Genomic DNA, 21,278 nt, shown 5'->3' on the forward strand with positions numbered 1-21,278 from the left:
CCGGAATCCCCGGGCAGTCAACGAAACTCCCGGGGCGCCCACCACACCCCCGACGACCAGCGCGACTCCCGGACCCAGCGCACTCCTCGGACGGCCGGCGCAGCCCTCAGCTCAGCGCGACCCTCGGACGACCAACCCAGCCCTCAACCCAGCGCAACTCTCATCGGCGCCCGGGCTGAGCTCTACGCAGTGATTCGCCGACTGGCCGACGACGGTCTGGCCGTACTTCTCGTGTCCAGTGAGGTGCCCGAGGTCCTGGGCCTCGCCGACCGGGTGCTGGTGCTTCGCGAAGGCAGCGTCGTGCACACGGCGGACGCCCGGGAGCTGGACGAACACCGTGTACTCGATCTTGTGATGGAAGGGAGCCCGACGTCATGACGCAGCCGGCCACCGCGGCGCAGCAGGAAACGCCGACGTCCGCCAGCAAGTCTCCTCGGAAGCAGTCGAGTTCGGGCCGCCCTGGACTGCCGTGGGACGTGCGCACGCTGTCCCTGCTCGGTGTCCTCGCCGCCCTCGTCGCGGTCGGCGGGATCACCGCACCGGACGAGTTCCTGTCGACGAGTAACCTCCAACTCGTCCTCACCCAGGCATCCGTGATCGGCGTCGTCACCGTCGGCATGACGTTCGTCATCACCAGCGGCGGGATCGACCTGTCGGTCGGCGCCATGGTGGCGACCACGACGACGACCAGGGCGTGGGCGCGCTGCGCGCCATCGACCAGGCCGGCCGCGACGACTTCCTGATGGTCGGCGGCGCGGGCGCCAAGTCCGCGATGGACGCCATCAAGGCCGGTGACAGCGTGCTGAAGGCGACCGTCCTGTACCCGCCGACCATGGCCGCGTCCGCGATCGACCTCGCCCGTGCCCTGGGACAGAGCAAGGGTGTCGGCGGGCTCGCCGAGTTCGAGATCCCGTCCTCGCTGACCCTCTACTCGGCCGTGGTCACCAAGGACAACGTCGAGCAGTACCCGCCGACCGGCTTCATCTGACCCGGCCGGGCCGCGAGCCAGGCCAACACGGTGATGAGTCAGTGACACTCCGACGAGGAGGAATCCGTATGGGAAAAAGGGACGTTGGGACCGCAGCGCCGGCACTTGGTGTGGGCATGGTCGGTTACGCGTTCATGGGCGCCGCCCACTCACAAGGGTGGCGCACCGTTGGGCACGTCTTCGACCTGCCGCTGCGGCCGGTCATGGCCGCGATCGCCGGCCGCGACCCGGTCGCGGTGCGAGCGGCGGCCGACAAGCACGGCTGGGCGGCGGCGGAGACCGACTGGCGCGCCCTCGTGGCCCGTGACGACGTGCAGCTCGTCGACGTCTGCACCCCGGGCGACAGCCATGCGGAGATCGCGATCGCGGCGCTGGAGGCGGGCAAGCACGTGCTGTGCGAGAAGCCGCTGGCCAATTCGGTCGCCGAGGCACAGGCCATGGTCACGGCCGCCGAAGCGGCCCGCGCACGCGGCCAGTTGGCCATGGTGGGCTTCAACTACCGGCGGGTGCCCGCCCTCACCTTCGCCCGCCGGCTGATCGCCGAGGGCAGGCTCGGCGTGCTGCGCCACGTGCGGGTGAGCTACCTCCAGGACTGGCTGGTCGACCCTGAATTCCCCCTGACCTGGCGGCTGCAGCGGGAGCACGCGGGGTCGGGGGCGCTCGGCGACCTCGGCGCGCACATCGTCGACCTCGCCCAGTACCTGGCCGGTGAGACGCTGGTCGGGGTCTCCGCCCAGATGGAGACCTTCGTCAAGGAGCGCCCCCGCCTCGACGGCCCCTCCTCCGGGCTGAGCGCTTCCGGCGGTACCCGGCGCGGTCCGGTGACGGTCGACGACGCGGCCGTGTTCACCGGCCGGCTCGCCTCAGGGGCCCTCGCCACGTTCGAGGCGACCCGGATGGCGTCGGGGCGCAAGAACGCCCTGCGGCTGGAGCTGAACGGCGAGCACGGCTCGCTCGCCTTCGACCTGGAGCGGCTCAACGAGCTGTCCTTCCACGACCACCGGGAGCCCGCCGCCACGGCCGGGTTCCGCAGGATCGTCGTCACCGAACCCGAGCATCCGTACCTGGACGCCTGGTGGCCGCCGGGCCATGGCCTCGGTTACGAGCACACCTTCGTCCACCAGGCCCGCGACCTGGTCGAGGCCATCGCGTCCGGCACCGACCCGATGCCGTCGTTCGCCGACGGACTCCAGGTCCAGCGCGTCCTCGCGGCGGTCGAGGAGAGCGCCGAGAAGAACTCCGTCTACACCCCCGTCCAGGCAGTCGAGGCCGAAGTCCGGTAGAGAGCCGCCAGGAACCCCGCTCGGAGGCACCATGCCACGCCAGTTCACGTTGCGAGGTCCACCCCAGTGAGCATCTGGACGGCCGCAACGGCCGTCTGGGCTCGCACCTGCCCTGGGGGGACCCGCGCCGGGGCTGGGACTTCGTCTCCGCCGGTCATGGTGATGCGCATGGACCGGCTCCAGGGTGCCCCGGAAGCGCTGAAGAGTCTGAAGGCCTACGACAGAGCCTGAAGGCCTAGGACTTCGAGCCGCCGTCGGCTTCCTTCGACGCCGCGTTCGCAGGCGGCGACGACTAGGTGCTCCGCCGGTGCCCGGTGGCGGTTGCGCCGCCGGGCCGGTCCGTGTTGCCCCCAACTCTCCTTTGTCCTGGGCCTGGAGGAAGTTGGCGCTCTTCGTGCATAAGGGGTTCCGGTCGGGGACGAACGGGGCTACGGTCCCCTCGTGCACAGGAACCACACGGTGGTTCGAAACTGACGGCTCATTCGGACCGGGCGGCACACCGCTCGACCGACCGACCTATGAAGCAGCGCCCCTGCCCAGCGCAGGGCCAAGGCCTTCGGGTATCCCGCACGTCTCACCGGCGGTCCATGTGCCGCCCACTCGCACGCCGTAACCGCGCCGACCACGGAGACAGCTCCTGGGCCGCGGCCAAAGCCGCCCAAATGCCGGCGGTGGGCGGGAGGCCACAGCGCCCCCCACCCACCGTCCTCCACACCACATCGGAACTTCGACATGGCAGGGAGGCAGCCCGTGAACCACGACGGGAACGCATCGGAGCCCCAGATCCGTGACCGGACCGCACGCACCGGCGTCTGGTTCGTCGGAGCCCGCGGATCGGTGGCCACCACCGCTGTCGCCGGGTGCGCGGCAGTCACCGCCGGACTGCACGCCCCGACCGGCATGGTCACCGAGACACCGCCGTTCGACGGCACCGGCCTGCCATCGCTGGCCTCACTCGTCTTCGGCGGCCACGACACCGCCCACTGCCCGCTGCCCAAGCGGGCCGAACACCTCACCGAGGCGGGCGTCCTGCCGCACGGCCTGGCCCCCGCCGTACGCGCCGAACTCCAGGCCGTGGACGCGGAGATACGGCCCGGCGGCCCGCTCCCGGACGACGCACGCAGCGACGAGGAACTCACCGAGGACTTCGCCACCGACCTCACCTCGTTCCGCGTGCGCAACGCACTGGCACGGGTGGTCGTCGTCAACGTCTCCTCCACCGAACCCCTGCCCGCGCCCGGCGCCGAGCGTCTCCCGCCCAGCTCCCTGTACGCGGCCGCCGCCGTGCGCGCCGGCTGCCCCTACGTCAACTTCACCCCCTCCACCGGGCTGCGCACCGCGCACCTCACCGACGCCGCGGCCGCGAGCGGACTTCCCCACGCGGGCCGTGACGGCAAGACCGGCCAGACGCTTCTGCGGGCCGTGCTCGCCCCGATGTTCGTCCAACGCGCCCTTGAGGTGCGGGCCTGGTCCGGCACCAACCTGCTGGGCGGGGGCGACGGTGCGGCGCTGGCCGACCCGGGGGCTGCCGCGGCGAAGAACGCCGGCAAGGAGCGGGTCCTGGCCGAGATCCTCGGGCACACACCGCAGGGCGAGGTACACATAGACGACGTACCGGTGCTCGGTGACTGGAAGACCGCCTGGGACCACATCGCCTTCGAAGGCTTCCTCGGCTCACGCATGATCCTCCAGACCATCTGGCAGGGGTGCGACTCGGCCCTGGCCGCACCGCTCGTGCTGGACCTGGCGCGCCTGGTCGCCCGCGCCCACGAGGCGGGCCTGTCCGGTCCGCTACCGGAACTGGGCTTCTACTTCAAGGATCCCGACGGGGGACCGTCGGGCCTTGCGGAGCAGTTCACCGCGCTGCTGGGGTTCGCCGACCGCCTACGGGAGGCACGGTGATCCGCCTCCTGGCGAACCGCCTCGCGGCGCCCGTTGCGCGGCCCGCCCGACTCCGGAACGACCAGCGCCCCGTGGCCACCGGGCCAGGGCGGGGGCTGCGGGCCCGGCTGGGGGACTGGGCCGAACTGCTGCGCGTCTCCGCGCTGTTCACCGTGCCCGGTGACGCCCTCGCCGGTGCCGCGGCCGGTGGATCGCGACCCAACCAGGGCACGGTGTACGCCGTGGGCGCCTCGCTCTGCCTCTACGAGGCGGGCATGGCACTCAACGACTTGGCCGACCGGGACGAGGACGCCCTCGACCGCCCCCATCGACCCATCCCCTCCGGCCGTATCTCCCGCTCCAGGCCACGCTCGCCGCCCGGGCCGGGGCGAACGTCACCGCCCTCGCCCTGCTGGGCCTCGTCCCCGTGGCCCGCACCCTCGCACGGAAGGTGAGCCTCACATGAGCCCGCGACAGCGACTGCGCCTCGGTTACGGCACCAACGGACTCACCGACCTCCGCCTGGACGACGCCCTCGGTCTGCTCGCGGACCTGGGCTACGACGGCGTCGGTCTCACGCTCGACCACATGCACCTCGACCCGCTCGCCCCCGATCTCGCCGCCCGTACCGCCCGGGTCGCCCGTCGGCTCGGTGAACTGGGCCTGACCGCGACCGTCGAGACCGGCGCCCGCTATGTGCTCGACCCGCGCCGCAAGCACGGACCCTCACTGCTGGACGCGGAGCCCGAGGCGCGTGCCGCCCGCGCCCGGTTGCTGACCACGGCGGTCAGGGTCGCGGCCGACCTCGGAGCGCATGCCGTGCACTGCTTCAGCGGCATCACACCGTCCGGCACCGACGACGACACCGCGTGGCAGCGGCTGCGCGAGGCGCTCGGGCCCGTGCTCGACGCCGCTGCCGCCGCCGGCATACCGCTGGCGATCGAACCCGAACCGGGCCATCTCCTGGCCACCCTCGCCGATTTCCATCACCTGCGCACCTCGCTCGGCAGCCCTCCCGCGCTCGGTCTGACCCTCGACATCGGCCACTGCCAGTGCCTGGAGCCGGATCCGCCCGCCGAGTGCGTCCGCGCGGCCGGGCCCTGGCTGCGGCATGTGCAGATCGAGGACATGCGCCGCGGGGTGCACGAGCATCTGCCGTTCGGTGACGGCGAGATCGACTTCCCGCCCGTGCTGGACGCCCTCGCCGCCACCGGCTACCAGGGCCTGACCGTCGTCGAGTTGCCCCGCCACTCCCACGCCGGGCCTGAACTCGCCCGCAGCTCGATCGAGTTCCTCCGAGCCGCGGGAGCCGCCACGCGAGAGGCGACGGCGGCATGACGCACACCGCTCCCTGGACCCGCGACGACGTCGCCGCCTCGCTGCCCGCGGGCACCGCGCGCGCCTGGTTCGACGCGGCGCTGGCGGAGGCCGCGTCAGCCGCCCAGGCACCGCCCGCGGCCCCCTCCCCGGACCTCGCCCACAGCTGGGAGTCGCGGTTCGCCGCCGCCGGGCGGCACTGCGGCCACGACCACGCGGACGCCGTCCGTACGCTGCTGCTGGTCGAGGCCCGGGCGAGACCCGAGACCCTGACCCGGCTCTACCAGCAGGGCAGTGCCGCCGAACGCCGCGCCGTGCTCCGGGCGTTGCCGACCCTGGTCGAGGGACCACACGCCCTTCACCTCGTCGAGGACGCCCTGCGCAGCAACGACACCCGGCTCATCACCGCTGCCGTCGGCCCGTACGCCGCCGCCCACCTCGATCCGCACGCCTGGCGTCACGCCGTTCTGAAGTGTCTGTTCACCGGCGTCCCCGTCGACGCCGTCGCCGACCTGGCGCGGCGGGCGGCAGGCGACGGTGAACTCGCCCGCATGCTCGGCGACTACGCCGCCGAGCGCACCGCCGCCGGCCGTGCCGTCCCCGACGACCTCGGCCGCGTGCTGACCCTGACGGGCGAAGCGCCCGAGGAGGCGTGATGCGCGTTCTCGCTCCGCCCGTCAGAGCGGCCCGCCCAAGACCCGAAAGGTCCCCGACCCCCCGCTCGACCCCGCACCCGGCCGCGGCAGCCACGGTCGCCGCCCCCCCGAGCGACGGCGAAGGTCCACTCGTCCTGGTCTCCACCCCCCGCGCAGTGTCCGGCCGCGTCGCGGCCGCCGAAGTGAGGTCCCTTCTCCCGCGGCTCGCCGGCCTCTCCTGAGGCGGGGGCCGTCAGACACCCGCAGCACCGCGACAACGAATCAGACACCCGCAGCACCGCGACAACGAAAGAGAGAACCACTGTGACCGCGTTCAACGACGAAGCCGTCACCGGCGACTCCCTGCGCCGCGCGCTCGGCGTCAACCGCCGCCGTTTCCTCAGCACCTGCACGGCCGTCACCACCGCGGCGATCGCCGCCCCTGTCTTCGGCGCCGGCCCCGCACTGGCGCAGGACGGAGCGGAGGCAGCCGGCCATGACCGGGGCCGTTCCGCGCTGGTCCCGCCGCACAAGCGCGGCATCATCCTCTACACCGTCCGTGACGCGATCGGCCGCGACCCGCTCGCGTCCGACCTGCCCTCCGGCTTCCGCGAGGTGTTCCGGCAGCTGTCGCGCTTCGGTTACCGCCAGGTGGAGTTCGCCGGTTACGGCCAGCACGCCAACGCCCCCGGCGGCGCCGATCTGGGCACCGTCGCGGGCGCGAAGCTGCTGCGCTCCTGGCTCGACGAGTACGGCCTGCGGGCCCAGGGCAGCCACGGCTTCATCCCGCCGTCCTGGCCGCTGACCTCGTCCGACCTGGACACCTTCAAGCGGTTCCTGGAGATCGCCAACATCCTCGGCATGGCACACATGGGCACCGGGGCCGACCCCACCAACACCCCTTACCGGGCCGACTGGGACGTGGCCGCGGAGAAGTGGAACACCCTGGGCGGCATCGCCCGCCGCGAGGGCATCAAGCTCTACACCCACAACCACGACGCGGCCTACGACTTCCTGCTCGACGGCGGCCCCCTCGACGCCCAGGGCCGGCCGACCCGCAGCTCCGGGACCCGCAAGCTGGAGTACTTCCTGAAGGTGACGGACCGCAAGAACGTGTATCTGGAGCTGGACGTCTTCTGGGCACACGTGGCCCGGTACAAGTTCCACACGTACACCGCCCACGACGGCTCGCAGCGCAGGGACGTCTTCGACCCGGCCGCGCTCGTGGTCCGCAACACCAACCGCTTCCCGCTCTTCCACGCCAAGGACGGTGTCGTCAACCTCCAGAGCGGTCTGGGCTACGACATGGTGCCCTTCGGCACGGGCGACATCGACTACCGGAGGTTCTTCACCCGGGTGGGTGCGAAGAACTACCACAACCCGATGGTGGAGCAGGACAACGCACCGAGTGCGACCGCTCCCGGCCAGTCCCTGGAGTTCGCCAAGATCGGCTACGACAACCTCGCGGCCCTGCGCGCCTGCAACTGACGACCCGTCACCAGCGGTCCCCGCCCGGTGCCTTAGGGCGGGGCGGGTCCCGGGTGCGCCCGGAAACCATGAAAGACAGGGACAAACTTTCCTCGGACTGCTTGTGACTTTGTCCTTGACGAGTTGAAAGTGGGCGCCCTAGCGTCCACCCCACGGCGTCCAACTCACGCGTTTCGCCTGGCTTTTCACCTGCTGGCCAGACCAAAGGAGTTCTGAGTGCGCAACAGACGGATCGTCACCCTCGTGGGTGCGGCTGCGTTGGCCGGAGCCGTCGGGCTCCTGCCGCTCTCCGTGGCCGAAGCCGCCAAATCAGACCCTGTGCCGCCGAATTCGTCGGACTTCCAGAAGGTCACCCTCAACGACCGCCCGGGCGAGCCCATGGCCCTGGCCGTCCTGCCCGACCGGCGGGTGCTGCACACGGCGCGCACCGGAGAGGTCCGCATCCACGACCCCAAGAGCGGCGTGAACTTCCTCGCCGCCGACATGAAGAAGAGCCCCGCCGGGCTCTACCAGCACGACGAGGAAGGCGTGCAGGGCATCGCCCTCGACCCCGGCTTCGCCAAGAACCACTGGGTCTACCTCTACTACTCGCCGCGCCTTGCCACCCCCGTGGACGACCCGGCCACCCCGGGCGTCAACGAGGGGGACGCACCCCAGTTCGGCACGGCCCAGGACTTCGCCAAGTACAAGGGCGTCACACGGCTTTCGCGGTTCAAGCTCGTGGGCAACAAGCTCGACTTCGCCACCGAGCAGAAGGTCATCGACGTGCCCGCCGACCGCGGCATCTGCTGCCACGTCGGCGGCAAGATCGACTTCGACCCCAAGGGCAACCTGTTCCTGTCGACCGGCGACGACTCCAACCCCTTCTCCTCGGACGGTTACGCCCCGCTCGACGACCGCCCCGACCGCAACCCGGCCTACGACGCGCGACGCACCGCGGGCAACACCAACGACCTGCGCGGCAAACTGCTGCGCATCAAGGTCAAGCAGCGCGGCGGCTATTCCATACCGAAGGGCAACCTCTTCGCGCCGGGCACCGCGAAGACCCGCCCCGAGATCTACGCCATGGGTCTGCGCAACCCGTTCCGCTTCGGCGTGGACGACAGGACCGGCGAGGTCTACGTCGGCGACTACTCGCCCGACGCCAACACCGCCAACCCGGGCCGCGGCCCCGCCGGCCACGGACGCTGGATGGTCATCGACCGTCCCGCCAACTACGGCTGGCCGTTCTGCGTGACCCAGGACATGCCGTACCAGGACTACGACTTCGCCACCCAGACCTCCAGCGGCGCGTTCGACTGCGCCAAGCCGGTCAACGACTCGCGCCACAACACCGGCCGCAGCGCGCTGCCTCCGGTCGAGGACGCGGAGATCGTCTACGGCTACGGGGCCTCCGCGGAGTTCCCCGAGCTCGGCACCGGCGGCATCGGCCCGATGGGCGGCCCGGCGTACCGTTACGACCGGCACAACAAGGCCGCGAACCGCTGGCCCCAGTACTTCGACGGCAAGCCGCTCTTCTACGAGTGGACCCGTGACCAAATGAAGGCCATCACCCTCGGCAAGAAGAACGAGGTACTGAAGATCGAGGACGCCATCCCCTCGATCAAGACGGACGGCCCGATCGACGCCGAGTTCGGCCCGGACGGCGCGCTCTACGTCCTCGAGTACGGCACCGGCTACTTCGCGGAGCTGCCCGAGGCCCAGCTCTCCCGCATCGACTTCACACGCGGCAACCGCACCCCGGAGCCCAAGGTCGCCGCGGACGTGGTCAACGGCACCAGCCCGCTGACGGTCCAGTTCTCCAGCGCCGGCACGAAGGACGCGGACGGCGACGCACTGCGCTACGCCTGGGACTTCGACGCCGACGGCATCGTGGACTCCAGGGAGGCGAACCCTAAGCACACCTACGACAAGAACGGTGTCTACGACGCCACGCTGAAGGTCACCGACAGCACCGGCCGCTCGGCCTCCGCGTCCGTCCCCGTGGTGGTCGGCAACAAGGCGCCGGTCGTCGCCCTCACCACCGACCCGGCTCCGCACGGCGGCACCGCGTTCCACTGGGGCGACACGGTCACCTGGCAGGTCACCGTCACCGACGACCAGCCGGTGGACTGCTCGAAGGTCACCGTCTCGTTCATCCTCGGCCACGACTCGCACGGTCACCCGCTGTCGACGAGTACCGGCTGCTCCGGGTCGTTCAAGACCTTCGTGGACGGCGGTCACAGTGGTTCGGACAACCTGAAGGCGGTCTTCAACGCCACCTACACCGACACGCCCCCGGCCGGCCTGCCGGCTCTCTCGGGCAGCGCCGAGGTCGCCCTGACACCGGCTGACTGATCACCGGCGACGACACCACGACGGGGCGCCCTTCCGGGGGCGCCCCGTTGGGGGTCACGGACGGACGTGACACTCCGCCCGGTCGGTCAGGCGCAGGCGCCCCCGTTCAGAGCGAAGGCGGCGGGAGCGGGATTGCCACCGCTGAGCGAGCCCTGGACCCCGAAACTCGCCGTCCCACCAGGTGCGATCACCCGGTTCCAGTCGGTGTTGCGGGCCACGACAGCCGTCCCGCTCTGGGTGACGGTCGCGTTCCAGGCGCTGGTGACACGCTGGCCACCCGGGTAGCCCCAGGTCAACTGCCAGCCCTCGACGGGGGACTGGCCCGTGTTCTTGACGGACACGGTGGCCGTGAAGCCGTCGCTCCAGGCGTTGTCCACCTTGTACGTCACCGTGCACGCCGCGGCAGGCGGCTCACCGCCGGTGGACGTCCGCTCGGCGGCGTAGGCGGCGAGCCACGCCAGCGGGGCGTTCCAGTTGACGGCCACCTCGTTGGTGGAGTACGAGCCGATGTCGTCGACGTAGCAGGCGGCGGGCGCGCATCCGGCCAGCTTCTGCTGTGCCACCGGGTCTTGCAGACCGGCGTTGGGGCCGCCCGCGAGTGAACCCGCCGGAGGATTGGGCAGCGAGGCGTCGGACTGGTGCGCCCAGAAACGGTGATGCTGGTTGCGGGAGTCCTTCTCGCCGTAGCCGGTGACGTAGGACTGGCCGAGGGCGTTGCGGCCGAGGAGATAGTCCATCGCCTCCAACACGCCGGTGTGATAGCGCCCGTTGCCGGTCAGCTCCCCGGCGACGGCCAGGACGATCGCGTTGTTGCCGACCATGCTGTTGGAGCCCCAGACATACCCGTCCGCCGGGAGGGGAACGGCGTAGCCCTGCGCGGCCATCCGGGACAGGTAGCCGTCGGCGGCCGACGTCACCGAGGTGCGCACGCGCGCGAGGTCGGAGGCGGGCAGCCCGTTGGGGACGGTGGCCAGGGTGAGCCGGCCGAGGGCGGCGGTGTCGGCCCAGCCGAAGCCGTAGGGGGTGAAGGCGTCGGCGGAGGTGTGCCAGGACGAGGACGTCACGGCGTCCCGGTAGGTGCTCTCGCCGGTCGTCGCGTACAGCTCGGCGGCCGCCCAGTAGAACTCGTCCGTGACCCTGGTGTCGCCGTAGGCCCCGCCCCCGGTGCTGTCGGAATCCGGCGCGTACATCGCGGGGTTGGCCCGGGCCGCCGTCCAGGCCCGGCGGGCGGCCGCCAGGCAGCGGTCGGCGAAGGCCGCGTCGTACGGGCGGAAGACGCGGGCGCACTGGGCGGCGCTCGCCGCGAGGTTGAGGGTCGCCGCGGTGGACGGGCGGTGCAGCTCGCGCTGTTGGGCGTCCTGCTCCGGGCGGGTGGGGATGCCGGTCCAGTTGGCGTCGTGGATCTTGTGGAAGGCCATGCCCGCGTACGGCTTGCCCACGGGCACCTGCATCCGCAGCAGGAAGTCCAGCTCCCAGCGCGCCTCGTCCAGGACGTCCGGGGTGCCGTTGCCGCGTTCGGGGACGCGCAGGGTCGAGTCGCCCAGGGCGCCCGCCGTGCCCGCGCGTTGGGCCCGCTCGAAGGAGTTGACCACCAGCCAGGCGGAGATCCCGCCGTTGACGACGTACTTGCCGTGGTCGCCGGCGTCGTACCAACCGCCCCTGACGTCCTGGGTGTAGTCGCAGACCCCGGACTGGCAGGGGACGGAGGTGTCGCCCTTGTTCGGCGCGACGCCGAGGTGCCCGGCCGGGTGGGCGTAGGCGGAGCCCACCAGAGAGGCGTCGATGGCGATCCCGCTGCGCTGGTGGTAGAAGAACGCCATCGCGTCGGAGCGCAGCCCGTCGTAGAGGTTCGCGCGGATGTCGAACGGGTCGCTGGTGCTGCCGTCCGCGGTCAGGACATAGCCCGAGCCGGGGGTCTGGTACGACGAGAAGTCGGCGACCTGCACGGACTGGCCGGAGGGGGCGTCGGCGCCGCGCGGGGTGGTGGAACCGGAGGCGACCACGGTGCCGGCGGCGTTGCGCAGCTGCCAGGTGAGCGACTGGGCCGCCGTGGTGACGACCGTGGCGCGCTTGGGTCCCTCGGGCAGGTAACCGACCTGGTTGACGCGCACGGCGCTGGTCGCCGCGGCGGCGGTGGGGGCGGTCAGCACGCCACCGAGGAGGAGTGAGCTTGTCAGCAGGGCGACGGCGAGGGGCCTGCTGTGGTGACGTAGCGAGACGAACGTGGGCATCAGCGGCTCCTGATGGGGGATGTGCGCATGAGGTGGGAGCGCTCCCACTGGGAGCGTGGCATGGGCACGTCCACTCGTCAATCGGTGTGCACGCGGGAGCCGTGGGAGGCCCGCCCCGCACGCGGCGGGGCGGGCTCCGGTCACTGTCCGGGCGTGAGGATGTAGGTGTTGAGGGTGGTGACCGTGCTGAGCGGGGTGGGGGAGCCCAGGTCGTAGCGGTCCACGGCGAGGTAGGTGGGCTTCTTGCGGGCGGCGGGGGTGCAGAAGTTCTGGGCGCGGTTGAGGAGTTTGCCGTTGTCCGTCGTGGCGGTGGAGGCCATGGTGTAGTCACGGAAGTGGTTCATGACGAACAGGGGGTGGAAGGCGGACGAGTCGGTGGTGAGCGGTCTGTCGGTGCCCCAGCGGCTGTAGCAGGACCAGTCGGAACCGCCGATCCCGCCGCCCATGGACCAGTAGTTCTCCACGGTCCATTCGCGCTGGTACATCACCCCGAAGGTGTCCCGCGTGGTCCAGCCGTTCGCGGTGTCGCTCGCCCGGGTGCGGTCGCTGAAGATCAGCAGCTGTCTGCCGCGGGCGGCGAGATCGGCCATGGTGGGCCAGCCCTTGGTGGCCACGCCCTCCTGGTCGGGCCGGTAGAGCACGTCGTACAGCCCGCTGACCGAGGCGAGGGACGACTTCAGTACGTCGGAGGAGACGTAGTCCTCCAGGAACACCGTGACGAACTGGCCTGGGTGCGCCTTGAGGAAGTCGACCATCCGCTGGAGGTCGGTGGCCAGAGGCACGGGGTTGCTGACGCCGCCGCAACTGTTGTGGCACAGCACGGGCCGGCCCGAGACGGCGTAGTCGTCCAGCATGAAGCCGCGTACCCCGTCGTTCAGTTGCCGGCTGATGCCGTTGCTCTGGTTGGGGAACAGGCTGACCGGGAACGAGGCGAAGTTGCCGTCGGCACTGTTGGCGAAGGCGTTGTGCGAGGTCAGGAACGTGACCTGGTCCAGGGTGCGGGTGTCCCCGGAGGCCGCCGTGGTGGCGTAGGCGGCCGGGGTCAGATACCAGCGGGCCAGGTCGCCGGAGGAGCCGAGCTGTACGGCGGCGGAGTTCGAGGGCGCGGTGGTGAGGTACTGCGAGGTCCCGGGCGCGGAGACGGTGTACGTACCGCCGGCGGCGGCCGTGATCGTCCACGCGGTGCCGTCCGCGCCGCACGAGGCGGTGACCGCCGAGGTGCCGCTGCGGCCGAGACAGGTGCCGGACTCGTCGGCGTTCTGGAACTGGTAGCCGCCGCTGACCGCGACCGGGGTCCACTGCTGGTGGTCCTCGTTGCCCTTGGGGTTGTGGGCGGCGACGGTGCCGCCGCTGTCGGCCGCGTTCAGGCCGGTGACGTAGTTCTGGAGATAGACCGTGGAAGTGGGGACGGCGGCCGCGGCCTGGGCGGGGTGCAGGACGGGCAGGGTGAGGGCGAGCGCGGCTGTGCCGCACAGCGCGCGCAGGGGGTGTATGCGCACGGGGGGTCCTTTCTCCGACACTGAGGGTGGTGTGGCAGAGACATGACATATCTGAAGTGGGGGGCGCGTGCCAGGCCTGGCGCGTGAACTGTGGCCGCCTGTTCAGAGGTGCGGGCTGAAAGGTGGGCAAACGCGCCCCCCTCGGGGCCGGGGCGCCGTCAGCGTTGCCGGCCTTCGGCGCGTGTGCGCGGCGTGCCGACGAGTGAGTCGGCGAAGGCCAAGGACGTGGTGAAGCACTGCTCGACGTCCTCGTCCGACAGGCCCGCCCATGCGTGGTCGGCACCTGGAACGGGGCGGAAGTCGACGTGCGCGCCGGCCTGTTGGAGAGCCGCGGCGAGTTGCTCGCCCTGGGCGAGCGGGATGAGCGTGTCGTCGGTGCCGTGCAGGATGAGGAAGGGCGGGGCGTCGGCGGTGACGTGGGCGACCGGACTGGCGGCACGGGCGCGGTCCGGGGCCGCCGCGAGAGGCGCTCCGATGAGCTGGGCCTCGCGTGTCGTGGGGCTGGCGGGGTCGTAGGCGCCGGGTCGGGACTGGTCGGGCAGCGTGGTGAGGTCGGTGGGCCCGTACCAGGCGATGCAGCCGCGGACCGGGGCGGTGAGGGCCAGCAGAGCTGCCAGATGGGCCCCGGCGGATTCGCCCCAGGTGACGGTCCGGTCGGTGTCCAGGCCCAGCTCGTCGGCGCGGGCCTCCAGCCAGGCCATGGCGGCGGTGACGTCCTCCAGCTGGGTGGGGTGGACGGCCTCGCCGGTGAGCCGGTAGTCGAGGCTGGCGACTGCGAACCCGGCCTGTGCGAGGCGGGCGAAGGGACTGGGCAGCCACGTCCGAAAGCGCGGTCCCATGTCCGTACGGGTGCCCGTCCGCCAGCCGCCGCCGTGGAGGTAGACGATGACCGGCACCGCTCCTCGCGGCTTCTCGGGCAGCCACAGGTCGAGTTCCAGTGGCCGGATGCCCTCGGGGGCGGCGTAGACGACGCCGCGCAGCAGTTGTGCGCCCGGGGCGGGGTACGCGGCGGGTGGAAGCGGCAGTTGGGCGGGGGCGGGCGCGGCGAGAAGGGCGGCGAGCTCCGGCGACATGGGCATGGGCGGGCACTCTCTTCGAAGGGACGGGCGGAGCCGAGGGTGAGTTGGCGTGCGGGTCAACGCGGTGCGGTCGGCAGGCAGGTGCAGTGGGAGGGCGGTCCAGGGGCGGTGGGGGGCGGGGCCGGAGGGGTGCGGTGGCGGGCCACCCGGACGCCCAGCGCCGTGGCCGCGCGTTCCCCGACGCCGATGCCCAGGAGCCCGGTGAGCCCGAGCAGGGCCGGCGCCGGCGCCCTGAGGTCCCAGGCCCAGTAGAGGGCGCCCATCGCCAGACCGGCGGCGAAGGAGATCACGATGCGGCGGCCGTACGCGAAGGCGCGAGCCCGGCGCGCGGGCCTCACAGCTTCTCCAGCAGGCTCTGCCCGAGCAGGATGCCCAGCAGGCCGGCCAGCGCGACGGGCGGGGGAGCGGGGGCTTTGACGCGCAGTGCCGCGTACAGCACGCCGACCAGGGTCCCGGCCAGCAGCGCGTGGACGTACGCCATCGCGCTCAGTTCCCGGTGCGCCACTGGTGGTCGGGCAGGAACCGTACGTCGTACTCGCGCGGCACGGTGCCGAACTTGTGCGGCTCGGGAACGTACGGCCGCGCGGGCAGACCGAGTTCCTCGGTGGGTGTGCCGAGGTTCTCGAAGAACCGCTCGAAGGTGCCGCCCGGGCCGGCGGCCACACCGACGATCCGGCTGTGATGGCGCTCGATGCGGTAGGCGTGCGGGCAGTTCTTGGGTACGAATCCGAAGTCTCCCGCGGTGAGGAGCTTTTCGTACTGCTCGCCCTGGAGGTCCTCGACGAAGAGCCGGACCGCGCCGTCGGTGACGTAGAAGACCTCGTGGGTGTCGGCGTGGGAGTGGGCGGGGATGAGGTCGCCCCTGGGGCCTTCGACGGTGAAGAAGTTGAAGGCGTTCTCGGTCTGCTCGCCGCCCGCGTAGACGGTGACCAGGTCCGTGAACAGGTGCGCGCGGTCGCCCATGCCCTTCTCGATGAAGTACGGCTTGCCCGCCTCGGCGGGGATGCGGGAGCGGGGGCGATAGCGGGTGGCGAACTCCATGGTCATGGAAAACCTCCGGCAAGACGAGGAAGCAAGGATGTCAGGCTACCTGACATTATTGTGTTGGGGTGCCCCTCTGCGACGAAACCGGGTTTGCCGCCCGGGGCAGCCGGTGATCTGTTCCGCTGTGCTCGTCGGTGATCTGTCTCGCTATGCTCGACACCCCGTCCCGCCGAGGAGTCATGATCACGCCCGCGCCCAACCTGCCCCAGCTGTTGACCGAGGCCAAGCGGTGGTTCGACGACGCGTTGCTGGCCAGCATGGAGGCCGCGGGGGAGCAGCCGGTGACCGTCGCCCAGGCCGCCGTCTTCGCCACCCTGGACGAGGACGGCACCACGATCTCCGAGCTCGCCCGCCGGATCGGCGTCACCCGCCAGACCGTCCATCAGGCCGTGCACGGCCTGATCGGCATGGGCCTGCTGGAGCAGGTCCCCGACCCCGCCTCCGCCCGCAGCCGTCTGATCCGGCCCACCGGGGAGGGGGTCCGCGTGCATCACCGGGCCCAGGCCGCGCTCGCCGTGATCGAAGGCGTGCTGGCCGAACGCATCGGCACCGCCGCCGTCGACGCGCTGCGGCAGGCGCTGGCCGTCTCCTGGGGGGAACCGCCCCTGGTGCGGGCTCCCTGAGTTCCTGGGAGCGTTGCCTCCGCGGCGGACTCAGGTGGACACCTCGGCATGCCCCTCGGCAGGTGTGCTCGTGGAGCGTGTCGACCGTGTAGGTGTGTGTGTTCCAGTCCCCGCGGTCACGGTGCCGCCTGTCGGGAGGCGAAATTCTGCCTCGGTGCCTGGAGGGATCGGTGCCGTGCGGGTGAACTGCCTGTCCTCCAGGAGCCATTGGCTTGCTGCGCAATCGTGCGGCGACGTGCCGGGCTCACCTCCGCGTCCGGGCCGGGCCAGAGAAATGGCGAGGCGCCGGTATCCGGCTTCGCTCGCGTGCGGATGGGGGAGACGAGCCGGCCGGCTGTGCGGGCACTGAGCGGGGCGGTGTCGGGTCGAGGCCCGCGCGCACGAGGGTGGCCTGGATGTCGGGGCGATCGTGCCGTCGGCGGTGAGGTACTCGCGCTGCCAGGAGCGGTCCCGGGCGCCCTCGGTGATGCGGTGGTGGTGGGCCTCGTCGGCCCGGCGCCGGAGCGGAACGGCGGTGCGGATCAGCGGGGCAGCAGATCGGCCGAGCGATGCAGGTAGGCGGTGGCCACGTCGGCGTGGTGGTGACGGCTCTGCCGTCCTCCCTGTTCGTCCCGCCCCTGCGTGCCCCGGAGAGGGAGGATCTGCGGGCCGAGCCGCATCCGGTCTGAGGGCGTGGGCTGCGGTGCCGTGTCTGGTGCCGGGGATAGCCGATCGGGGCGGGGGCGCCGTCAGGTGAGCGGCTCCGGGGCGGGGAGGCGACAGCTCACGCGTGGGCCTCATCGGCGCGGCCGCCGCACCGTCGAGGTCGCCGCCTCGGACCGTCGTACTCCGTACGAAGGCAGCGCGGCGGTATCCGGCCCGGAGTCCGGACCGGACACCAACCAGCGCGTCGTACGGTCGTCAGTTCGTGCCCTGGGACCGGCGGCGGCGCACGATGACGAGCGTGCCCGCACCCGCGACCAGGGCGGCGCCGGCCGCGGCACTGAGCGGCAGCGTCGAGGAGCCGGTCTCGGCAAGATGACCGCCGTCCGGCGTCGTCCCGTCGCCGCCGGTCGACGACGACCCGCCCGCCGAGCTGCTCGGGGCACCGGACGGGCTGCTCGTCGGGCTGCTCGTCGGACTACTCGTCGGGCTGTTCGTCGGGCCGGTTGGCACCCCGCCCGTGACGTCCAGCGTGATGGCGGCCTTGTCGTTCTCCTTGTTGGGGTCGAACGGCCGTGCTTCGCTGCTCAGCGCCACCGACCCCGTGGCGTCCGGCACGCGCTTCTCGATCTTCAGTTGGAAGGTGTAGGTCTCTCCGCTGCCCTCGTGGAGCGACCGCATGCCGCAGACATACGCCGCACCCCTGGCCTGGCAGAACTGGCCGCGCTTGACGACGGACGTGCCGGCGGGAGGTGTGATGCGGACGCTGACGGCCTTGTCCCCCTCCCTGGGCCAGACCCAGGCCGGCCCGGCGTTGGTGAACGTCGCCTTCATCGTCACCGTGTCACCGACGCTCCCCTTCAGCGCGTCACCCGTCACTTGGTAATCGGCCGTGTTGACGGCCGTGACCGGCACGTCGACAACGCTCCTCGAGCCCGCGCCCCCGGCCGGTGCCTGGACCAGTGTCACCGCCGGCGCGGTGCCCGCCACCGGTTCGGTGCCGTTGTCGTCAGCCGCGGGCTGGACGCCCTCGACCCGCACACGTAGCTCCTCGTTGAGCGCGCGGTCCAGCACCTTGACGCCCACGGGCTTGTCCGTGGTGTAGACGGCGCCCGGCTCCACCGCCTGGTCGAACGCGCACGCCGCCGTCCATCTCTCGGGCATCTCGTCGTAGGAGGGGATGTGCTGCACGAGGCAGTTGGAGGGCACGGCCGCGAAGTCGAGGCCCCGGGTGACCGAGTAGGAGACCCACACCTTCTCGGCGGTTGCGACGCCCTTGTTCGCCACGGTGGCCCGCACGTCGAAAGCGCCCCCCGGCTTGACCCCGTCGATCGCCTGGATGCCGCCCGCGACCAGTTCGGGCCCGGGTTCATCGCCGAAGGCGGCGGGAGCCGCGGCCAGCGCGATCAGGCAGGCGGCGCCCAGGACGCCGACAGCGGTACGAGAGGCGCGGCGGTGGCGCGGGGGCATGAGCATGGGGAGATCCTCTGGTGAGACGTGGTAAAGGGACGGTGCCTGCGAGGAGGCCCAGTCCTTCGCTCGCTAGACTCCCGCCGCAGTCGCAGGGTTGCACGGTCGGTGCCACTTCCGTTCAGCGGGTCACATCCACGTGCCGGCGCGTGACACCGGTCCCGGTTGCGAGGTCATCGGAGGTCACCTCGGCCGTCCGGCGGCCGAGCCGCCGTGGGCCGCCGTCGGCAGCCGGCGTTCCGTACGGCTCCCGGTGGCGCGGCGCGGCGTCTCGCACTCACGCCTGTCATCGGCTCCGGCCGGCCAACTGCGCGGCGCGCGGTGGTCGTTGGGGTGGGGGAGGGGAATGATGATCCGCCGTGTCCGAGGCGTGTGTCGGCCACTCCTTGCTCGTTCACCGTTCATCTATCGGCTCGATCCTCCACACACGCGGCGCGGTCGCGCGGCGGAAGGCAGCCGCAGCAGGCAGCGGCAACCAGGAGGCGTCATGGGTCACGGACATCACCACCACAGACACGACCACGAGCACGGTCACAGTCACGCGCAGGAGGCGGCCCCCGCCCTGCCCGCGGCCTTCGACACCTCCGTACCCGACGATGCCCTCACCCCGGAGCAGCGCTCCCGTCGCACCCTGCTGCGCCGGGCCGGACTGCTCGGCGCGGGGCTGGCCGCCGGGAACGTACTCGGCGGCGCCACGTCGGCCGCCGCCGCAGCGCCCGGGGCCGCCCCCTCCGGCGGTCGGCGATCGCACGGTTTCCTGTGGCTGGCCGGCGATCACCACATCCACACCCAGTACAGCAGCGACGGCAAGTACCGTGTCGTCGACCAGGTCCGCCAGGGCGCCCGCCACGGTCTGGACTGGATGGTCATCACCGACCACGGCAGTGCGACGCACGCCAGGATCGGCGTCGACAAGGTGAACCCGGACATCCAGCAGGCCCGGGCCGCCCACGAGGACACGCTCGTCTTCCAGGGCCTGGAGTGGAACATCCCGGCCGCCGAGCACGGCACCGTCTTCGTGCACCCCGGCAAGAACGAGGTCGCCGTCCTCAAGCAGTTCGAGACGGACTACGACGGCAGCGTGAAGGGCGCGAGCGACTCCACGCCCGCCAACGAGGCGCTGGCCGTCGCGGGTCTGAACTTCCTCGCCGAACAGGTGCGGCGGCGCAAGGTGAAGGACGCGCTGATGCTCGCCAACCACCCGGCGCGGCGCGGTGTCGACTCCCCGCACGAGATCCGCGGCTGGCGGGACGCGACCGGCACGGGCCGCCAGATAGCGGTCGGGTTCGAGGGCGCCCCGGGCCACCAGGCCGCCGGTCTCCCCGGCCCGCTCGGCATGGCCCGCGCCCGCGGCATCTACGACAACAGTCCCAGCGCCGCCTCCTTCGCCGGCTACCCGCTGGAGAGCTACCGCACCTGGGGCGGCTTCGACTGGATGACCGCCACGGTCGGCGGACTGTGGGACAGCCTTCTCGCCGAGGGCAAGCCGTGGTGGATCACCGCCAACAGCGACAGCCACCAGGTCTACGGCGACACCGCGGTGCGGGGACCCGGCGGAGACTTCAACGCCAACGGCCGGTACGAGGACCCGGTGTACGGCGGCAAGATCGACATCACCCAGGGCGACTACTGGCCCGGCCAGTACAGCCGTACGCATGTCGGCGCCGACGGGTTCTCCTACGCCGCGGTGATGGACGGCATCCGCGCGGGCCGCGTCTGGGTGGACCACGGCGGGCTTCTCAGCGGTCTGGACGCCAGGGTCTCGGGCGGCGGCCGCTGGGCCACACTGGGCGGAGCCCTCCATGTGAAGAAGGGCGCGAACGTCACGCTGACGGTCGATGTGGCGTTGGCCGGAGGCCCCAACTGGGCCGGTTTCGTGCCCACGTTGGCACGCGTGGACGTCATCCGGGGCGCGGTGACAGGTCCCGTCGCGGACAAGGACACGTTCACCGCCCCGACGGCGCAGGTGGTCCGCTCGTTCGAGGTGGACAAGTCCTCCGGCGTGGTCCGGCTGACGTACCAACTCGGCCGCGTGGAAGACCCGTTGTACGTCCGTCTGCGGGGCAGCGACGGCAACCGGTCCGCCGTCGGTGCGATGGGTGCGGCGGTCGACCCGGCGGGTCCGGCGATCGACGTCGTGGGTGACGCGGACCCGTGGCTCGACCTGTGGTTCTACTCCAACCCGATCTGGGTGCTGCCGTCGTGACGCGCTACGCCCTCACCGTGGACCCCGGTGTGCGGGATCTGCGTGCGGCCGATCACGTGCTTCAGGAACTGGCTGCCGAACTTGCCCTCACAGACGGCGTGTTCGGCTGCACCCACCTGGTGCGGGGAGACCGGCCGCGCGTCGTTCTCTCGCTCGTCCTGCCGGTCGGGCCGCTCGCGGGCACCGTCGAGGAGCGGCTCACGGCCCGGGGTCTGGAGGTGCGGGGCGGTGTGCCGGACGCGGTGGGCCGTGCGGTGCTGTATCCGGGGGGCGCCGCCCTCACCGGCACGCTGACGGTCGCGGATCTGCTCGCGCGCTCCGCGATCGACCGGGTGGCGGTACTGGGTGCCCCCGGTCCGCCCGACCCCGGTACGTCGCTCGTCACGCGCGACCACGTGCGCCCGCAGTGGCAGGACGGGGAGCTCGTACTGACGGCCATGCCGGCGGCCGGGGGCGCCCTCGTGCCGTTCGAGGTGCCGGAACCGACCCCGTGCTGCGCTGACCACTGACAATCGGGCCGTGGCGGCGGCGGTCCACCGGCTCACCGTCCTCGCC

The 21,278-nt window shown here is 71.7% G+C and carries 17 protein-coding genes and 4 pseudogenes; 14 read left to right on the forward strand and 7 right to left on the reverse strand.

The window, feature by feature from the left end; all coding sequences use genetic code 11:
• Positions 1 to 162 precede the first annotated feature (162 nt).
• The 11 genes and pseudogenes from ACZ56U_RS04525 to ACZ56U_RS04575 all read left to right on the forward strand — a co-directional run.
• Positions 163 to 378 (forward strand): annotated as a pseudogene (locus ACZ56U_RS04525) (sugar ABC transporter ATP-binding protein); the annotation flags it as partial.
• Positions 375 to 701, forward strand: a pseudogene (locus ACZ56U_RS04530) (ABC transporter permease); the annotation flags it as partial. The pseudogenes ACZ56U_RS04525 and ACZ56U_RS04530, both read left to right, overlap by 4 nt.
• Positions 674 to 988: pseudogene (locus ACZ56U_RS04535) on the forward strand (sugar ABC transporter substrate-binding protein); the annotation flags it as partial. The pseudogenes ACZ56U_RS04530 and ACZ56U_RS04535, both read left to right, overlap by 28 nt.
• Positions 989 to 1,056: 68 nt before the next feature.
• The gene (locus ACZ56U_RS04540; RefSeq protein ID WP_469082546.1) at positions 1,057 to 2,271 is read left to right on the forward strand and encodes a Gfo/Idh/MocA family protein; all 1,215 of its coding nucleotides are present in this window, start codon (positions 1,057 to 1,059) and stop codon (positions 2,269 to 2,271) included.
• A 750-nt stretch (positions 2,272 to 3,021) separates the two neighbouring features.
• Positions 3,022 to 4,173: an inositol-3-phosphate synthase gene (locus ACZ56U_RS04545; protein ID WP_469082547.1), complete on the forward strand. Its 1,152-nt coding sequence runs from the start codon at positions 3,022 to 3,024 to the stop codon at positions 4,171 to 4,173.
• Positions 4,174 to 4,244: 71 nt separating this feature from the next.
• Positions 4,245 to 4,607: a UbiA family prenyltransferase gene (locus tag ACZ56U_RS04550; protein WP_469082548.1), complete on the forward strand. Its 363-nt coding sequence runs from the start codon at positions 4,245 to 4,247 to the stop codon at positions 4,605 to 4,607.
• A 7-nt stretch (positions 4,608 to 4,614) separates the two neighbouring features.
• Positions 4,615 to 5,490, forward strand: coding sequence for a sugar phosphate isomerase/epimerase family protein (locus tag ACZ56U_RS04555; RefSeq protein WP_469082549.1), 876 nt, complete (start codon positions 4,615 to 4,617; stop codon positions 5,488 to 5,490).
• A complete protein-coding gene (locus tag ACZ56U_RS04560; protein WP_469082550.1) occupies positions 5,487 to 6,125 on the forward strand; it encodes an EboA domain-containing protein in 639 nt (212 codons plus the stop codon). The genes ACZ56U_RS04555 and ACZ56U_RS04560 overlap by 4 nt, the downstream gene beginning before the upstream one ends.
• A gap of 61 nt (positions 6,126 to 6,186) precedes the next feature.
• Positions 6,187 to 6,346: pseudogene (locus ACZ56U_RS04565) on the forward strand (alkaline phosphatase family protein); the annotation flags it as partial.
• An 82-nt stretch (positions 6,347 to 6,428) separates the two neighbouring features.
• Positions 6,429 to 7,592 (forward strand): sugar phosphate isomerase/epimerase family protein, encoded by a 1,164-nt coding sequence (locus ACZ56U_RS04570; protein WP_469082551.1) that lies wholly within the window; start codon positions 6,429 to 6,431, stop codon positions 7,590 to 7,592.
• A gap of 216 nt (positions 7,593 to 7,808) precedes the next feature.
• Positions 7,809 to 9,929 (forward strand): PQQ-dependent sugar dehydrogenase, encoded by a 2,121-nt coding sequence (locus ACZ56U_RS04575; protein ID WP_469082552.1) that lies wholly within the window; start codon positions 7,809 to 7,811, stop codon positions 9,927 to 9,929.
• 86 nt (positions 9,930 to 10,015) lie between these two features.
• On the opposite strand, the gene ACZ56U_RS04580 is transcribed toward ACZ56U_RS04575, so the two are convergent.
• The 6 genes from ACZ56U_RS04580 to ACZ56U_RS04605 all read right to left on the reverse strand — a co-directional run bounded on the left by ACZ56U_RS04580 (position 10,016) and on the right by ACZ56U_RS04605 (position 15,785).
• Positions 10,016 to 12,160 carry a glycoside hydrolase family 9 protein gene (locus ACZ56U_RS04580; protein ID WP_469082553.1) on the reverse strand — a complete coding sequence of 715 codons (2,145 nt, stop codon included), beginning with the start codon at positions 12,158 to 12,160 and terminating at the stop codon, positions 10,016 to 10,018.
• Between the two features lie 140 nt (positions 12,161 to 12,300).
• The gene (locus tag ACZ56U_RS04585) at positions 12,301 to 13,659 is read right to left on the reverse strand and encodes an RICIN domain-containing protein (protein WP_469082554.1); all 1,359 of its coding nucleotides are present in this window, start codon (positions 13,657 to 13,659) and stop codon (positions 12,301 to 12,303) included.
• Positions 13,660 to 13,817: 158 nt separating this feature from the next.
• Complete coding sequence (locus ACZ56U_RS04590) at positions 13,818 to 14,738, reverse strand: alpha/beta hydrolase fold domain-containing protein (protein ID WP_469082555.1); 921 nt, start codon at positions 14,736 to 14,738, stop codon at positions 13,818 to 13,820.
• A gap of 56 nt (positions 14,739 to 14,794) precedes the next feature.
• Positions 14,795 to 15,076: a DUF1427 family protein gene (locus ACZ56U_RS04595; protein ID WP_469082556.1), complete on the reverse strand. Its 282-nt coding sequence runs from the start codon at positions 15,074 to 15,076 to the stop codon at positions 14,795 to 14,797.
• Positions 15,073 to 15,219 (reverse strand): DUF1427 family protein, encoded by a 147-nt coding sequence (locus tag ACZ56U_RS04600; protein ID WP_469082557.1) that lies wholly within the window; start codon positions 15,217 to 15,219, stop codon positions 15,073 to 15,075. The genes ACZ56U_RS04595 and ACZ56U_RS04600 overlap by 4 nt, the downstream gene beginning before the upstream one ends.
• 5 nt (positions 15,220 to 15,224) lie before the next feature.
• A complete protein-coding gene (locus ACZ56U_RS04605; protein ID WP_469082558.1) occupies positions 15,225 to 15,785 on the reverse strand; it encodes a quercetin 2,3-dioxygenase in 561 nt (186 codons plus the stop codon).
• A 176-nt stretch (positions 15,786 to 15,961) separates the two neighbouring features.
• Here ACZ56U_RS04605 and ACZ56U_RS04610 point away from each other — a divergent pair, with 176 nt between their 5' ends.
• A complete protein-coding gene (locus tag ACZ56U_RS04610) occupies positions 15,962 to 16,405 on the forward strand; it encodes a MarR family winged helix-turn-helix transcriptional regulator (RefSeq protein WP_469082559.1) in 444 nt (147 codons plus the stop codon).
• 900 nt (positions 16,406 to 17,305) lie between these two features.
• Here the strand turns inward: ACZ56U_RS04610 and ACZ56U_RS04615 are convergent.
• Complete coding sequence (locus tag ACZ56U_RS04615; protein ID WP_469082560.1) at positions 17,306 to 18,523, reverse strand: LPXTG cell wall anchor domain-containing protein; 1,218 nt, start codon at positions 18,521 to 18,523, stop codon at positions 17,306 to 17,308.
• A 481-nt stretch (positions 18,524 to 19,004) separates the two neighbouring features.
• Between ACZ56U_RS04615 and ACZ56U_RS04620 the strand changes: the two genes are divergently transcribed.
• Complete coding sequence (locus tag ACZ56U_RS04620) at positions 19,005 to 20,723, forward strand: PHP domain-containing protein (RefSeq protein WP_469082561.1); 1,719 nt, start codon at positions 19,005 to 19,007, stop codon at positions 20,721 to 20,723.
• Positions 20,720 to 21,232: a hypothetical protein gene (locus tag ACZ56U_RS04625; protein WP_469082562.1), complete on the forward strand. Its 513-nt coding sequence runs from the start codon at positions 20,720 to 20,722 to the stop codon at positions 21,230 to 21,232. Before ACZ56U_RS04620 ends, ACZ56U_RS04625 begins: the two co-directional genes overlap by 4 nt.
• Positions 21,233 to 21,278: the final 46 nt, after the last annotated feature.

The organism is Streptomyces sp. NPDC034103, from assembly GCF_055575395.1.

Bases quoted from the DNA above. Each gene is read 5' to 3' on its own strand.
- ACZ56U_RS04540 (WP_469082546.1), top strand. From the start codon at position 1,057: ATGGGAAAAAGGGACGTTGGGACCGCAGCGCCGGCACTTGGTGTGGGC.
- ACZ56U_RS04555 (WP_469082549.1), top strand. From the start codon at position 4,615: ATGAGCCCGCGACAGCGACTGCGCCTCGGTTACGGCACCAACGGACTC.
- ACZ56U_RS04560 (WP_469082550.1), top strand. From the start codon at position 5,487: ATGACGCACACCGCTCCCTGGACCCGCGACGACGTCGCCGCCTCGCTG.
- ACZ56U_RS04580 (WP_469082553.1), bottom strand. From the start codon at position 12,160: ATGCCCACGTTCGTCTCGCTACGTCACCACAGCAGGCCCCTCGCCGTC.
- ACZ56U_RS04590 (WP_469082555.1), bottom strand. From the start codon at position 14,738: ATGCCCATGTCGCCGGAGCTCGCCGCCCTTCTCGCCGCGCCCGCCCCC.
- ACZ56U_RS04600 (WP_469082557.1), bottom strand. From the start codon at position 15,219: ATGGCGTACGTCCACGCGCTGCTGGCCGGGACCCTGGTCGGCGTGCTG.
- ACZ56U_RS04605 (WP_469082558.1), bottom strand. From the start codon at position 15,785: ATGACCATGGAGTTCGCCACCCGCTATCGCCCCCGCTCCCGCATCCCC.
- ACZ56U_RS04610 (WP_469082559.1), top strand. From the start codon at position 15,962: ATGATCACGCCCGCGCCCAACCTGCCCCAGCTGTTGACCGAGGCCAAG.
- ACZ56U_RS04615 (WP_469082560.1), bottom strand. From the start codon at position 18,523: ATGCTCATGCCCCCGCGCCACCGCCGCGCCTCTCGTACCGCTGTCGGC.
- ACZ56U_RS04620 (WP_469082561.1), top strand. From the start codon at position 19,005: ATGGGTCACGGACATCACCACCACAGACACGACCACGAGCACGGTCAC.